The sequence below is a fragment of the Pantoea sp. SGAir0180 genome (assembly GCF_043546245.1).
The window spans coordinates 2651162-2663038 of the sequence record NZ_CP028071.1; the positions used below are offsets into that span (position 1 = coordinate 2651162).

The following is an 11877-nucleotide window of genomic DNA, read 5'->3' on the forward strand; positions in this document are numbered from 1 at the left end:
TTTGAAAATTAATTCTGCCATTTTTCAATTATGACGTTCACAGAGCCAGAATCATCCGCACGCTGCCAGTCTTCTAAGAACAAGTCAAACCCGCCTCCTTGTGGAAAAGCATGAATTTGAGATGAAGCCTGAAGTCCGTCATTATTCAAACCATAATAACTCACAGCAGCGGTTTTATCTGTAGTGGTTGTACGATCATAGGTCATTAATGCAGCGGATTTAGATTTCGTATTTCCCGCCTGGCCAGTGGCAAAGTCAACTCCAGCTGAGGCCGGGTCAACACGGAAGCGATAAACGCCTGAAGCCACACTGGTTTCACTGTAAACACTACCTCCGGGAACTGTATTATTATAACCATCCAATACAACGGTTTTATAAGGCTGCCAGTCAGCCATAGCTGAAAAAGATGCGATCACAGAAACAGCTAAGATTGAGGCTTTAACAATTTTCATCATGATTTATTTTCCTTAAGAGAGTTAACCAGCACATTATTTATATCTTTATCCATCCTAGTCGTTAAGTTTATTAATTTTACTGATTGAAGGCACAACAAAGTCACCTTAGAAAAATTTTGAAATTTGAATATTAAAATTTTTACCGCGTTCTTAGCCGAGTGATATCACCATCAGGCGCACTCGGAAATGCGCCTTGTGATGCTCACAGATACTTTTTAGCCAGTGCGATCAGCTCATCTTTTGCCGCGTCGCCCAGCTTTTCAACACCATCGACAACGAAGTTCATTGCGGCTTCGAAATCCTGAACACCAGATTTTACTTCTGTTGCAGGGGTGATCACTTCAGCAGTGGCCGGTGCTGCTGAAACTGACTGTACGACAGTTGCGTCATTCAATGGCTCAGACATTTGGTTGTTCTCTTCTTTAGGATGGATAAACAGGCTTATTAGCCATGTGATGAATTTGCTCATTTCTGCCGCTCCAGTTCGATTTTACGGATGGCGGCCTTATCTCGATTGCAGTTGGCAAGAGAGTTGAGGAGTCGCTCGTTCAATTCCAGACTGTCGCCCCATGTAAATGGGTCAGGGATAAGTGGTATTTCGCAGTCAGCCAGGAGGCTTACCGGGATCTGTACTGGCGGCACCTGAACGTACTTTGTTTCTGTTTGCGCGCAACTGGTCAGTTGCATTAACAGGAACAGGCTGAGCGGCACACGGATCACCTTTAATCGCCTGGCGGATGATAACCACCCTTTCCTCGCTGTCTGAGTTACTGGATTGATTGTCATCATGGGTTGCCTGGGCGATATCATTGAACAGTGCTGTGGCTTTCAGGACGTTGGTAGTGATTGCCTCGGCTGATGTCTTTTCCTGCTTAAGTTGCTCATTTTGCTGTGTGAGTAGCGCTTTAGACGATGACTGCAGCCTGACTGTAAAGCCGAGGGCTATAACCAGCAGAAACAGCACAGCTATCGCTACAGCATCCCACTTGATTCTGCTGAGCATCATTTCTCACTCCAGTTGCAGATTTCGCGCTCCACTTCACGGCGATTGGCCAGCCCCTGAATCCTTACGCGGTCCACGTAAACCCAGCTTCGAAGTCCATCACAGGCTTGCTGATATCGACCGGCATTAAGGTTACGCAGTACCGATGAGTGCTCGAATGCATTAACACCGACGTTATAGCTAAAACTGATAAGTGCGGCTTTCTGATATGCATTCAATTGGACCTTTACAGAGCGCTCCACAGACCGGGCGTATGGCTGGAGATGCTTTTGAAGAAGAGCGTCGCACTCTTTCTGTGTGTAAGTTTTACCCTGAATTACATCCGGGCCTGTGATGCCGTTGCATACGGTCCACACGCCACCTACGTCACGGTATGGGGTGTAGGAATTGCCTTCAAGATTTGGGATCAAAACAGCAGCGATGGCTAATGCCCCGCCACTCGCCGCAGTGACAAGGCTTTTACGTAAAGCGGGTGAAATCGCCATGTTTAGTCCTTAGCAGCATCAAGCACCTTGTTGATTCCCTGAATAACCTCTGGCGATTTCTGAACAGCAGGGGTGTCTTTTGAACCCTTCAGGTAATCGATAACAGCCTGGGCACGAATACGATCCAGCTCAAGCCGCTCTCGTTCGCTTTGCATGCTCTCTTCGATCTCTTTACGTTTAAGCTTTTCAGTGCGGCGCTTATCCAGATAACCAAAAAAAGCGATGACCAGACCCGCTATCGCCGTAATCATGTAAACCCGGTCAAGGGTAATGGTGCCAGCGAGAGCCGATAGCACAGTCATCCAGCTACCTCCGCTGATTGCAGTGTCTGCGTGTTGGTTCATGCGTATCATATCCACCCCCGAAGCGGGGACTTGTCCAATTAGGAATTGTCTACTTTCTGTACTGGACACGTCCGGTTAGTCTTTTACTGTCGAGATAAAAGATCCGCTATGCCATTGGGTAGCCAATGTGAGAATCCGCCACTGTGCGGATTTTTTTATGCCTGAAAAAGAACGCCCGATACCACAAAGGGAAATCCATAGTTTGCAGTGATTGGTATGGGCGAAAACGAAAAAGGCACCGCCTAAGCAGTTACCTATAAGTTTTTCTGAAGTTTTGCCGATAAAGACGTTTCTACAACAAGGAGGATTTATGGCTAGCAATCATCATGTATATCGAGTTCAGAACTCAAAAGTTGCATCATTCAAAGTAGAGGCAGTACGTAAGCATCCGAAATTATCTATCCATGAGATTTCTACCGGATCTTGGGATGATATAAACACTTATATCAATAAATCAGTACACGTGTTTATTGCTGTTTCCGATCAAGCCACATTGGATCACTTCAATGCTGATATAAAATTGAACATATCGCTGAATTCCAATTACATAGAACTTAGCGAAAGAGAGTTTTACATTTAGCAACCCAACAAAAACGCCCTCGCAGTTGGTGAGACCGCAGGGCGTTTTGACTATCACAAATTTGGAACTGATTTCTGCCTGGAAACAACCAGACGGAACTTCAACTGTTAGAAAGCATATCCCCAGTTTCGGGAAAAGTAAATAGCCCACGATAAAATAATGAGCCATTTATGATTGCACAACATAAACCCGCAAAAGTGCGTTAGGATTTCTTGCGCGATTCTGTGACAAAGGTGACGATCTGTGAAGATAAACTCTCACGAACTCTGGAAGTTGTCTGGTCTCTAATTTTTGAAATAGCTTCTTTTTGTTGTGCACTTAAACCAGACCATTGCGCTTTATCAGGGCCTATAGAGTCATGGTATTCAGAGAGTTCTGCGCTACATTTATCAAAAGATTCATTAGAGATGTTACCAGCCGATTTGGTGGTTTTAATTTGACTGCCTGCATATTGGGTTACGCAGTCGCTTAGATTTTTTGCAGCACTCTGTGTATCAGAATGCGCCGCGGAGCACACCAGCAATCCCATCACAGCTAAAGCTAATCTCATTTCCATATCCCCATTGGTATCAATGGTCAAATCGTAGCATGGGCTAGGTGAAAGGTGGTGCAAAGAAAAAGCCACCCGAAGGTGGCTTCATTTCACTTCGTCTCATAAACCTTTGTAGTTTTCCAAGTACTAATCTCAAAAAGTAGCGCACCATCTCCATCATCATTCCATACAGCAGATTTTAGGCCCCAAAATCTCTGATGATAGGTTACCCCATTTGTTTGCTTGTCGCTTCTATCCGTTCCTGTACCAGTATGCAAGACTAAAAGATCTCCCTTTTTTAAGTCGGCTGGATGGAACCAATGTGTATGTCTTACTTTATTAGATATGCCACCAGATTGCATGAAAGTGGTGTCAGCAATCATATAATATTTAGCATTGCAATCACTTAAAACATCAATAATTACATACTCTTCTTCCGCTTTTCCATGTCCGTGGATACTTCTTATTTTCAGGTTCATAACATGTCTCCCAGAGAAAGCCTCGGAATCAAACTACCGTGATTTTAAATTGTTGGGAAGATGTCAAAGAAGAAAATACATAAGCACTGATCATCTATCAGGATAGGCGAGCAGGAAAAGCCAGGTTAGGATGATTCCTAAAGAGCTTGTTATTCATGCGCTTCATCATCTCATCCAATGCCATTGAGATAACATGTAATATGGCATGGAGCGGCCACAACGCTAATTTATGGACCCACAATGAAATTAAGCTTTAACGCCATCTACGCACTAGATAAAAACTCAGGGAAGAAAACCCCGCTAGATTTCTTAAGGCTTTTATCTGAGCAAGTCATCGATGCCAAAAATCATTCTCAGCAGATAGAAGACTATTACGTTTTTGCTCACCACATTTTTGCAGAGTCCTTCCTCATTACAAAGACATTCGACTCAGATCTCGTAAAAAGGATAAATCGGAAAACCTTTTCTGTAGATGAGATTCGAAGCTCATTGAGCTCAGATGAATCGCTCGGGTTTCCTTCATTTCTTTATATCAGCGGAAATGTTATTGGGTTCGCAAAGACGCTTTATGGACCGAGCGTCAGAGAGCTAACAGCATATATAAACGCCCGCTGTAAAATTCCGGATGGGCATAAGTTATCTATTGAGCCACTCATGCGCGACATCACAAAAGATGATGCGATGAACATGCAGTTCATCGGTAGAACTACTATTAGAGTCGAGTCAGCTTCAAGGTTACTTGGTCCCGTGCTTCGGACACTTGGTGCGCAATCTATTGACGAAGAGCTTCTTGAAGGCATTGAAATCACTATCAAGCCTAAAAGAATGCGTAACATAAAAGGCTTTGCCAAGGAAATCATTGATAATATTGACGAACAACATGAAAGCATTTTGCTTAAAGGTAAGGAAGAGGCCGCCGACTTGCTAACGGAATTTTACTTGTCTAACAAAGGTCAGATAAGCGCTAACCTTTATCGTTCCACTAACGAAGATTTAGCGTTAGAAATGGCAACTTGCTACATCAGGATGAAGCCGATTATTGTAGAATGTTTTGCAAACATGTTCGGAGACGAATTAACAATCTAAACGCTTAAGGAGAGGGGCTAGAATGCGTATAAAAATCACCCCTGCGATCATACTTTTTTCCATACCTTATGCGTTCGTAGTGGCGGCTTACTATATCATTCGCCAGCTTGCCGAAGGCCTCTCCTTTTCTGAGCATAGGGACGCCTTGGGGGCAGCTATGGCATCGTACTCAGGTACTACGATAGCCATACTTATAGCAGCTCTAACTTTCATGATGGGCCTTGGCGGGCGCAACATGTACAAACTGAAAGCATATGGCTATATGTCTTCGGTTGTAATTTTGTACGCATTGACATTTGTTGAGTTAGGTATGGTTTTCTTTGTTGGCATTTTCTTGATGGCCACAAGTAAAACTCCTATACCGTTGCTACCCAGTATCTGTATTGGCATGTCTGCCGCATCTCTCATGCACATTAGCTTGCTATTAATACAAATATTCAACTTTTCAAAGGCTAAGTAATTTCGCTCTGGTCTGGGTTTATTTAATCTTCGGCCAGTTTCCTAGCCTTACTCGCCAAGTAGCCATACACTGTCGGACTCTTCCCTGGTGAAGCCCTTTTGCTCCGAAAACTTAGCCGCCAGCAGACACTGGCGGTTTCTCTTTAAGTGCTTAGTGATAATCCACTGGCGCTTTCAGCCAGGTTAGTGGCAATTTTAAATTCTTTTCGTAAACATCTTCCCCGCCATGCTTCTCAATGTGTTGTGTATGCCTGATGAGGATTTCACGCGCATCTGTGAAAACACCATTAAACTCATGACCAAAGTCATGCGCCTTTCCAGCGTATTGAGATTTAATCTGACGAAGAGGATCTCGGAGTTCGCGTGAGAAGGTTCGCATACGCTCTCCTACAAACCACATCCAGGTTAACTTACATAATTCTTCGTCGGTGAACTGCTTAACGATGGGAGAGTGCTGAATTTCGCGATCCAGAATGTCGAGCACCCAGCGACGGAACTCTTTAGCCACAGTAGTGCGAGCAAACATCGCTATAAGATGTGCTCCACGCAAGCTGAACACGCGAACTTTCTTGCGGTAATTTCCTGAGGTCACTGATTCAATGACCTGAGTCATGCCGCTGGTAAACTCATCTGAGTTTTGGTTGAAAAGGTTCGTGATCGACTTTGAGCTTTTGTACTGCAGCGCGTTGGCAATGTCTGTCGAGGTCAGCCAGATTCCGCTCAAGTTAGCCACAGGAACGATAGCGTTGCCCTGGAAGTTGAATTCTGATTTAGCTACAATGGTCATGTTGGTTTCCCGCTAGGTTGCTGACATCAGAGGCCCGGTTAGTGTTAGCGCACTTCCGGGCTTCCTCTTTTATTTCAAATCTTGATCTCACCTTTCCTCTCCATCTCGTCTAGTAACTGCAAGCGATATAGCACCTCGCTATGCAGGGTTCTGAAAGCCCTACTAGCATTTTGAGCGATTCTTTCTTTCATATCCTGAGGGATTCTCAACTGCATTGGGTTAACAGCTGTAACTTCTTTCTTGTTCATGACATACTCCATACCATAGCGTTGAACATCATAATACTTCATTGAAATGAGCTTTCAAGAAGTTTGTGAGTAAATTTGAGTGTTATTATGAAGTCATATGAAATTAAAGGTGATTTTTGGAAAAGAATTTCATCTGCCAGGGCTATAAATTCATTAACCCAGAGAGAGCTTGCAGAGTTGGCTGGCGTATCTCAGCGTCAAATAGCAGCATATGAAAGCGGAGGAACATGGCCTCGCGAGGCAGTTCTATTGCGGTTAGCTGCTGCCTTAGGTACGTCACCTGAGTGGCTGGCAAGTGGTGAAGGTGACGGAAGAATAAAAGCTAGAGTTTCACCTGCTGATGTAACAAGAAAGATACCAATACTACGGAAAGATGAAATTTTCGAATGGTTAACTTCTGTTGGAAATGAAAAGTTCGCGCCGCGCACTTACCCCATTAGTTTCGAAGTTAGTAATTTAGCATTTGCGTTGGTCAATGACGATGAAGGCATGGCGTCATCAGATGATTTCGGTTACGGATTCCCCAAAGGGTGCATAGTAGTATTTGAACCTATGATCGAAGTAGAAGATCAGGACTTCGTTCTAGCTATGATGGACACCGGGGCTGTTAGTTTCAGGCAGTTTTTTTCAGGCTTTCGAACATCAAAACTTCATCCGCTAGATAATAGGTATCTTGATGAAGAAATAAGCAACAAAGAAATTGAAAGCAAGGAAATTACGCTGATACCTGCAGTGTCTATGGAAAATAGACTGCCAGCAATGAGTCGGATTGAGGTCGCTAATGTAAACCTTCAAGTCTTGCAGAAAGCTGATTACCCATCACCCAACTCGATGCTTGAGGGGAAAGATAAAAAAAATTGAGCATATGATACCTTTTTGTATCATGAACCAATAAAAAGCCCACATTAGTGGGCCCTGCAAGTTAAGCAGTAACCTTATTCAATGCAGCATTAGCCCATGACTCTTCAATTTCAAGCTTGACGATCAGGCTGTCATAAAACGGTTTAACGCTTTTCTTCCACGTATCAAGGCTGACAGATTCGGTAAAATCACAGATTGCATTATGGGCGTCTATAGAAGGTATTCTCTCGAACCCTCGCCCACTGCACCGTTTGCAGTCACCAATAACCGGCACGCCTTGGCGTTTGCTTTCGGCTTCCATCATGGCCTTACCCCTCCCTTTACAATCCCGGCAGGCTGATGACACCACGCATTTCCCTTTGCACTCAGGACAGAGAACGCGCTCAACATCACGTACCTGATAAGCCGTATTTTCAGGCAGAGACTCAGTAAGGCGCTTAATCTCCGTTACCGCGCCCGGCCTTTGCGTGCCAAAGCGTGATTTCATGGTGAATACTTCTGCATCGATGAAGCCTGTGGCATTGCAGCATTTGCACGGCTTCTTGCTTGAAGCGCTCTGGCAGTAATCGAGAAATGCAAAAGTTGCGAGCGTTTGCATTACCTGCCGCTTAATATCCTTGTCGAGCTTGCGTAAGGCGGCCACCTTATCGCAGTTTTGAAGAGCGTAATCAGTTAACAGGGACACGGCGCGTGCGGCGTCGTTCTCACTTATCCCAACCTTTCCCATAAAAGCGCTGTAACCCATCTGAGCCCGTGACATAGCCATACCCATGCTGGCGATATAGTCAGTGCCGGTAAGTGTGTCTGGTGATGTCTGAGGTGCCATTCCGCTGAAGTTCTGCGTTTTCGCGTAATGATATTTCACGGTTGATTCAAGGCTCATCGCTTTTTCCTTCTCGGTTGTGCATCCCAACTCTGGATGTGTGCTGGCTGGATGACTGGGTAAGTTGGCCGGAAATGGGAAAGTAGCCGTCGCCATTTGGCTTTTAGGTATTCGGTCATGCTGCTTCTCTCTGCTTAACCAATGCACGTGTCAAAGCCCTGTATCGCGCTCTAATCGCGTCCAGTTCATCACGGGTGTATCGGTGAGGGTTGTTATCTGATTCAAGCACCTCAACGCGCTGAATGCCGATTTTTGCTATGAGGTTGATTCGGTAGGGTCCGATGTTGCCGGAGTGGTGGGTGTTACAGGATGCGCACTGTGAGTGAACATTGTCCTCACTGAAGCGTAACTGCGAAGCCGCTGCAGTCGTCCGAAAATGCCCTGCGTGGTAGCTGACCGCCGTTGTGCTCCCGCAACTGATACAGACATCACCATCTCTCGCCCGGATGTAATCGTTAAACGCCCGCTGGGTCATTGCTATCCAGTGGCTTAACGGCTTCACATCGGCTTTGCGTTTATTCCATGCGGCGCGCTCAGCTTTCTCGCGCTGTAACTTACGGCGTTCTGATTGCTGTGTGGCTAACTGGATGGCGCATTTAGGTGAGCAGGTGGTATGAAGACTGTTGCAGGGGATAAACTTTTCAGGACAGATTTTGCATTTTCTCGGCTTCGGCTTTTTTAAGCCTTTAGCCATATGTCAGCTCCTTTTGTTGCTCGTCTTGATGACTGAAATCGCATCCGTCAATTGGCATTAGCCTCCTGCTAAATGAACCGCACAATTTGTAAGTACCTCCGTCAGAATAGATTCCGCTTTCACAATATATCTCCCATGCCGGACCTGATTCTTCTGTAAAGTCACTATTCCTTTCACCAAGAAAGCGAATAAGCCTTACTACCTTCCCAACATTCTTTCCCCAGGGACAAGATATGATAATCGCCAGTCCGCCCGCTTTTAACTCAGCCATTGTCTTCTCCTGATAAAAGGTAATTGGGGTCAAGCATCAGCGTTACCTCGCAGGCGGTGCAGCAATAAACCTGTGAGTCTGCCAGGGCAGTGCCGCAGAACGCGCAGGCAGTAGCAGATTGCTCGCCAGCGCCAGTAGGCTGACTTGATTGGGTTGTGTCGCTCATGGTTCTCCCATTCGATATCGCACTCGCAGGATTCGCAGTTAGCGCCGTAGTGATACTTATCCTCTGAGGTGAGGATGGTGTGGCATCGGCAGCAGCGGTCATTCATAGTTAATCGTCCATTTCTCGGCTTTTGAGTGCTTGATTAACCCCTTCTTACGCAGGGCTTGTAAGCGGCGGTCGATAATGCGGAAGGCCTCACTTTTTATTTCCTGCTCAAGTAATTTGGATTGGTTATGAACATCTCCTGAGTCGATTTTTGCGAAAGTATTGTTTCCCGAGGCGACACTTTCCTGAATAAGCATGTCCAGATAGGTGTAATCAGCCTTTGATGTCATAACCTGCTCCACATTGGGTTTTTATACTGCCTGGTTGGTATTGGCCTTTCCCGATAGGTTGGCAACAACGCAGTGACAATCCACAGGCGCGGGTCGAATGCGAGCGTCTTGGTTGCCTGGATGTTTCGGAGTTTGTATCGGGAGAGGAGTTCGTCAGCGGTGTCCGCGTCGCATGCGTCATGCACGAAGGGTGTGATTTTCAATGTCTCCACCTTTGCTTCTTATGCCGCGATTACCCTGTGCCACCATCAGGACGCCGTTGATGACTATGTGCTTTTTGGCTTCGAAGTCTCTGGCATATTCGCGGACGGTATGCCTGCTTATGCCAAGTATTTCGCCAACCTTTGTCTGATTGCCCCTGGTGGTAACCAGTAGCTCAGGAATGGTTTTTATATGTGCGTTCATGCTGAGCGCTCCTGATACAAAAACAGCCAGCGCTTGAGTTCATGCAAAGCATCAGCCGCTATTTGACCACCGTTATGCTGGGTCAGGCTTACTGCCATAATCCCAATTCCGGTAAAGTGAGTGCCGCGGTCTTTTCGCAGGGTGAAATGGATAACACCACGGTCAAAGGATGGCTCTCTACCCTCTATGCTCAACAAATTCGGTTTACCCTCGTCGTATTCACTGCAAATCTTGAAAAATTGTGTCTGAGTAATCTCTCTACCCTTTAGTGGTGTCATACTGCACTCCCGTAATCAGTGGTTACTATCCCCGGCGCGCCAGTGGTGTACATTGGATTGCGATCGGGATGCTCTGGCCTGACCTCCATAAGCCCGTCGAAACGCTGGTAAACGCAATGCGCCTTTCGGTAGATATGGGAAAGCCATACAGCTTCTTCGATTGCTGCTGATATGTCGGTGAATGGTGTCATTTGCTCTTTCCAAACCTCTGAGCCCATTCGATTTCCAGCCGGGCCTCGTCGCTGAACTTCACGTTTTGCTCAGTGCCAAACCAGTAAATCGCCTCAATAACTTCCACCATCTCGCTTACCCGCATCTTGCTTGTGCGTGAGCCGAACATGACGACGCCGCCGCCGATACCGGGTGCAGTGCGCTGATGTTCGTTTTTTGATTTCGCTACGAGGGCTGTGATGAGGTCTTTCCAGTCTTCCGGTGTGTATTTTTGCCCGTACCAGGTAACCTGCGCGGAGAGGTCATGCAAAAGCGGCCACATACGGCGATTCTGATCTGAGCTTCGCTTGCGTTCCTGGATGACGATTTCGATTGGCTTATCGGGATTGGCTGGTAGTTGCTGAATGGCGCTGATGCAGTTCTGTCGGATGTCGTTGTTACGAAGCAGGTAGCGTTGTGTCTCCATTGCTGTATCTCTCTTCGATAGCTTTCTGGAGCCACGACAAAGCCTCATCAGCGATGCGCTCTTGGCCCGGTGAAAGTTTGGTGTCTTTGAGTGTGTCGATTACTTCGAAGGCCTTGCGGAGTGGGTCGCGGCGGAGCGGGATGACGTTGTTCATAATTACCTCACCACATCAAATCATCGTGAGCCGGCCCCGCATCTTCGAGGCTTAGCAATACGTAGCCGGGCAGGTAAGTGGAAACGTCTGCCACATGTGAAATCACCCTTATGGCGAATCGACCAGTGAAGTTATTTCCGTCCCATTCGCAGAGATTTAAAGTATCTCCTTGCTTATAGTCACGGTCATTTTTGCGGAGTTCAGCCCGTTTGATGCCAGATTCAACCGGTTCGTAATGCTCGGGTAAAATTTTAAGCCCATGCTCTGTCATACTTCCCCCTGCTTGCTTTTCAATGCTGCCTGCCAAATAGCCCATGTAATGTTTAACCTGTCACCATCCGTATATTCATAGCCTCCATAAGTGCGAAGGTTACAGAGAACGGTAGTTGGAGTTCCCATCAGATTTGAATAGCTAACTTCAAACCTCTGCCGCTCCATCTCATCGTTGCTTGCTTCACTGGCGGTTAGTTGGCGCATGAGTCCTCCAAAATAACTTTGGCGAAATTATCCAGCCATGCTTTTGCTGGATGCCTGAATAGCTCCCAATCATTTTTAGCGCTTACATATTCGCTGATTGCTGGGTGTTTGGTGCATAAAAGACCCGCCCCATAACCGTTGCAAAACTCTTTGTAAATGACGTCCAGGGCTTCTTCAGTGTCCAATGGCAATGCCACGAAAAGGTGGTCATCTCGCATGTAATGAGCTTTCATCCTAAAACCCTCCCCCTCTCTTTGG

At 46.2% G+C, this 11877-nt stretch carries 22 protein-coding genes; 3 read left to right on the forward strand and 19 right to left on the reverse strand.

Translation table 11 applies throughout. From position 1 onward, the window contains the following. Positions 1-8: 8 nt before the first annotated feature. From C1N58_RS12465 to C1N58_RS12495, 7 genes are all read right to left on the reverse strand, one after another. Positions 9-455, reverse strand: coding sequence for a hypothetical protein (locus C1N58_RS12465; RefSeq protein ID WP_394551447.1), 447 nt, complete (start codon positions 453-455; stop codon positions 9-11). Positions 456-657: 202 nt separating this feature from the next. Beyond that, positions 658-924, reverse strand: coding sequence for a hypothetical protein (locus C1N58_RS12470; RefSeq protein ID WP_394551445.1), 267 nt, complete (start codon positions 922-924; stop codon positions 658-660). A gap of 135 nt (positions 925-1059) precedes the next feature. After that, on the reverse strand, positions 1060-1461 hold the full coding sequence (locus tag C1N58_RS12475; protein WP_394551443.1) for a hypothetical protein: 402 nt from the start codon (positions 1459-1461) through the stop codon (positions 1060-1062). Then, positions 1458-1943: a lysozyme gene (locus tag C1N58_RS12480; protein WP_394551441.1), complete on the reverse strand. Its 486-nt coding sequence runs from the start codon at positions 1941-1943 to the stop codon at positions 1458-1460. The genes C1N58_RS12475 and C1N58_RS12480 overlap by 4 nt, the downstream gene beginning before the upstream one ends. A gap of 2 nt (positions 1944-1945) precedes the next feature. Further along, the gene (locus C1N58_RS12485) at positions 1946-2245 is read right to left on the reverse strand and encodes a hypothetical protein (RefSeq protein WP_394551439.1); all 300 of its coding nucleotides are present in this window, start codon (positions 2243-2245) and stop codon (positions 1946-1948) included. Between the two features lie 824 nt (positions 2246-3069). After that, positions 3070-3417, reverse strand: coding sequence for a hypothetical protein (locus C1N58_RS12490; RefSeq protein ID WP_394551436.1), 348 nt, complete (start codon positions 3415-3417; stop codon positions 3070-3072). Positions 3418-3509: 92 nt separating this feature from the next. Beyond that, positions 3510-3878 (reverse strand): hypothetical protein, encoded by a 369-nt coding sequence (locus tag C1N58_RS12495; RefSeq protein ID WP_394551434.1) that lies wholly within the window; start codon positions 3876-3878, stop codon positions 3510-3512. A 240-nt stretch (positions 3879-4118) separates the two neighbouring features. On the opposite strand from C1N58_RS12495, the gene C1N58_RS12500 reads away from it, so the two are divergent. Continuing rightward, on the forward strand, positions 4119-4964 hold the full coding sequence (locus tag C1N58_RS12500) for a protein rexA (protein ID WP_394551432.1): 846 nt from the start codon (positions 4119-4121) through the stop codon (positions 4962-4964). Positions 4965-4986: 22 nt separating this feature from the next. Continuing rightward, positions 4987-5424 (forward strand): biopolymer transporter ExbB, encoded by a 438-nt coding sequence (locus tag C1N58_RS12505; protein WP_394551430.1) that lies wholly within the window; start codon positions 4987-4989, stop codon positions 5422-5424. A gap of 150 nt (positions 5425-5574) precedes the next feature. Here C1N58_RS12505 and C1N58_RS12510 read toward each other — a convergent pair whose 3' ends face one another. Next, on the reverse strand, positions 5575-6210 hold the full coding sequence (locus tag C1N58_RS12510) for a P22AR C-terminal domain-containing protein (protein WP_394551428.1): 636 nt from the start codon (positions 6208-6210) through the stop codon (positions 5575-5577). 74 nt (positions 6211-6284) lie between these two features. After that, positions 6285-6458 (reverse strand): Arc family DNA-binding protein, encoded by a 174-nt coding sequence (locus C1N58_RS12515; protein ID WP_176138176.1) that lies wholly within the window; start codon positions 6456-6458, stop codon positions 6285-6287. 87 nt (positions 6459-6545) lie between these two features. Here C1N58_RS12515 and C1N58_RS12520 point away from each other — a divergent pair, with 87 nt between their 5' ends. Next, complete coding sequence (locus tag C1N58_RS12520) at positions 6546-7319, forward strand: helix-turn-helix domain-containing protein (protein ID WP_078829177.1); 774 nt, start codon at positions 6546-6548, stop codon at positions 7317-7319. Positions 7320-7380: 61 nt separating this feature from the next. Here C1N58_RS12520 and C1N58_RS12525 read toward each other — a convergent pair whose 3' ends face one another. The 10 genes from C1N58_RS12525 to C1N58_RS12570 all read right to left on the reverse strand — a co-directional run bounded on the left by C1N58_RS12525 (position 7381) and on the right by C1N58_RS12570 (position 11852). After that, positions 7381-8202, reverse strand: coding sequence for an antitermination protein (locus C1N58_RS12525; RefSeq protein ID WP_394551425.1), 822 nt, complete (start codon positions 8200-8202; stop codon positions 7381-7383). Positions 8203-8317: 115 nt separating this feature from the next. Then, positions 8318-8896, reverse strand: a complete 579-nt coding sequence (locus C1N58_RS12530; RefSeq protein ID WP_394564218.1) for a recombination protein NinG — start codon at positions 8894-8896, stop codon at positions 8318-8320. Then, complete coding sequence (locus tag C1N58_RS12535; protein ID WP_394551421.1) at positions 8889-9167, reverse strand: hypothetical protein; 279 nt, start codon at positions 9165-9167, stop codon at positions 8889-8891. The genes C1N58_RS12530 and C1N58_RS12535 overlap by 8 nt, the downstream gene beginning before the upstream one ends. Further along, positions 9160-9435, reverse strand: a complete 276-nt coding sequence (locus C1N58_RS12540; protein ID WP_394564219.1) for a protein NinF — start codon at positions 9433-9435, stop codon at positions 9160-9162. Before C1N58_RS12540 ends, C1N58_RS12535 begins: the two co-directional genes overlap by 8 nt. Continuing rightward, positions 9432-9668: a hypothetical protein gene (locus C1N58_RS12545; protein WP_394551536.1), complete on the reverse strand. Its 237-nt coding sequence runs from the start codon at positions 9666-9668 to the stop codon at positions 9432-9434. Before C1N58_RS12545 ends, C1N58_RS12540 begins: the two co-directional genes overlap by 4 nt. A gap of 177 nt (positions 9669-9845) precedes the next feature. Further along, complete coding sequence (locus tag C1N58_RS12550; RefSeq protein WP_394551534.1) at positions 9846-10073, reverse strand: protein ninH; 228 nt, start codon at positions 10071-10073, stop codon at positions 9846-9848. After that, positions 10070-10351 (reverse strand): hypothetical protein, encoded by a 282-nt coding sequence (locus C1N58_RS12555; protein WP_394551532.1) that lies wholly within the window; start codon positions 10349-10351, stop codon positions 10070-10072. The genes C1N58_RS12550 and C1N58_RS12555 overlap by 4 nt, the downstream gene beginning before the upstream one ends. Before the next feature lie 187 nt (positions 10352-10538). Beyond that, positions 10539-10988: a recombination protein NinB gene (locus tag C1N58_RS12560; RefSeq protein ID WP_394551530.1), complete on the reverse strand. Its 450-nt coding sequence runs from the start codon at positions 10986-10988 to the stop codon at positions 10539-10541. Positions 10989-11149: 161 nt separating this feature from the next. Beyond that, positions 11150-11458, reverse strand: a complete 309-nt coding sequence (locus tag C1N58_RS12565; protein ID WP_394551528.1) for a DUF3850 domain-containing protein — start codon at positions 11456-11458, stop codon at positions 11150-11152. 148 nt (positions 11459-11606) lie between these two features. After that, the gene (locus C1N58_RS12570; RefSeq protein WP_394551526.1) at positions 11607-11852 is read right to left on the reverse strand and encodes a hypothetical protein; all 246 of its coding nucleotides are present in this window, start codon (positions 11850-11852) and stop codon (positions 11607-11609) included. Positions 11853-11877: the final 25 nt, after the last annotated feature.

Excerpts from the sequence above, each read along its gene's own strand:
- C1N58_RS12565 (WP_394551528.1), bottom strand. The coding sequence starts at position 11,458 with ATGGGCTATTTGGCAGGCAGCATTGAAAAGCAAGCAGGGGGAAGTATG.
- C1N58_RS12490 (WP_394551436.1), bottom strand. The coding sequence starts at position 3,417 with ATGAGATTAGCTTTAGCTGTGATGGGATTGCTGGTGTGCTCCGCGGCG.
- C1N58_RS12530 (WP_394564218.1), bottom strand. The coding sequence starts at position 8,896 with ATGGCTAAAGGCTTAAAAAAGCCGAAGCCGAGAAAATGCAAAATCTGT.
- C1N58_RS12465 (WP_394551447.1), bottom strand. The coding sequence starts at position 455 with ATGATGAAAATTGTTAAAGCCTCAATCTTAGCTGTTTCTGTGATCGCA.
- C1N58_RS12500 (WP_394551432.1), top strand. The coding sequence starts at position 4,119 with ATGAAATTAAGCTTTAACGCCATCTACGCACTAGATAAAAACTCAGGG.
- C1N58_RS12475 (WP_394551443.1), bottom strand. The coding sequence starts at position 1,461 with ATGATGCTCAGCAGAATCAAGTGGGATGCTGTAGCGATAGCTGTGCTG.
- C1N58_RS12515 (WP_176138176.1), bottom strand. The coding sequence starts at position 6,458 with ATGAACAAGAAAGAAGTTACAGCTGTTAACCCAATGCAGTTGAGAATC.
- C1N58_RS12485 (WP_394551439.1), bottom strand. The coding sequence starts at position 2,245 with ATGACTGTGCTATCGGCTCTCGCTGGCACCATTACCCTTGACCGGGTT.
- C1N58_RS12480 (WP_394551441.1), bottom strand. The coding sequence starts at position 1,943 with ATGGCGATTTCACCCGCTTTACGTAAAAGCCTTGTCACTGCGGCGAGT.
- C1N58_RS12540 (WP_394564219.1), bottom strand. The coding sequence starts at position 9,435 with ATGACCGCTGCTGCCGATGCCACACCATCCTCACCTCAGAGGATAAGT.
- C1N58_RS12570 (WP_394551526.1), bottom strand. The coding sequence starts at position 11,852 with ATGAAAGCTCATTACATGCGAGATGACCACCTTTTCGTGGCATTGCCA.
- C1N58_RS12495 (WP_394551434.1), bottom strand. The coding sequence starts at position 3,878 with ATGAACCTGAAAATAAGAAGTATCCACGGACATGGAAAAGCGGAAGAA.
- C1N58_RS12510 (WP_394551428.1), bottom strand. The coding sequence starts at position 6,210 with ATGACCATTGTAGCTAAATCAGAATTCAACTTCCAGGGCAACGCTATC.
- C1N58_RS12555 (WP_394551532.1), bottom strand. The coding sequence starts at position 10,351 with ATGACACCACTAAAGGGTAGAGAGATTACTCAGACACAATTTTTCAAG.
- C1N58_RS12505 (WP_394551430.1), top strand. The coding sequence starts at position 4,987 with ATGCGTATAAAAATCACCCCTGCGATCATACTTTTTTCCATACCTTAT.
- C1N58_RS12525 (WP_394551425.1), bottom strand. The coding sequence starts at position 8,202 with ATGAGCCTTGAATCAACCGTGAAATATCATTACGCGAAAACGCAGAAC.
- C1N58_RS12470 (WP_394551445.1), bottom strand. The coding sequence starts at position 924 with ATGAGCAAATTCATCACATGGCTAATAAGCCTGTTTATCCATCCTAAA.
- C1N58_RS12560 (WP_394551530.1), bottom strand. The coding sequence starts at position 10,988 with ATGGAGACACAACGCTACCTGCTTCGTAACAACGACATCCGACAGAAC.
- C1N58_RS12535 (WP_394551421.1), bottom strand. The coding sequence starts at position 9,167 with ATGGCTGAGTTAAAAGCGGGCGGACTGGCGATTATCATATCTTGTCCC.
- C1N58_RS12545 (WP_394551536.1), bottom strand. The coding sequence starts at position 9,668 with ATGACATCAAAGGCTGATTACACCTATCTGGACATGCTTATTCAGGAA.
- C1N58_RS12550 (WP_394551534.1), bottom strand. The coding sequence starts at position 10,073 with ATGAACGCACATATAAAAACCATTCCTGAGCTACTGGTTACCACCAGG.
- C1N58_RS12520 (WP_078829177.1), top strand. The coding sequence starts at position 6,546 with ATGAAGTCATATGAAATTAAAGGTGATTTTTGGAAAAGAATTTCATCT.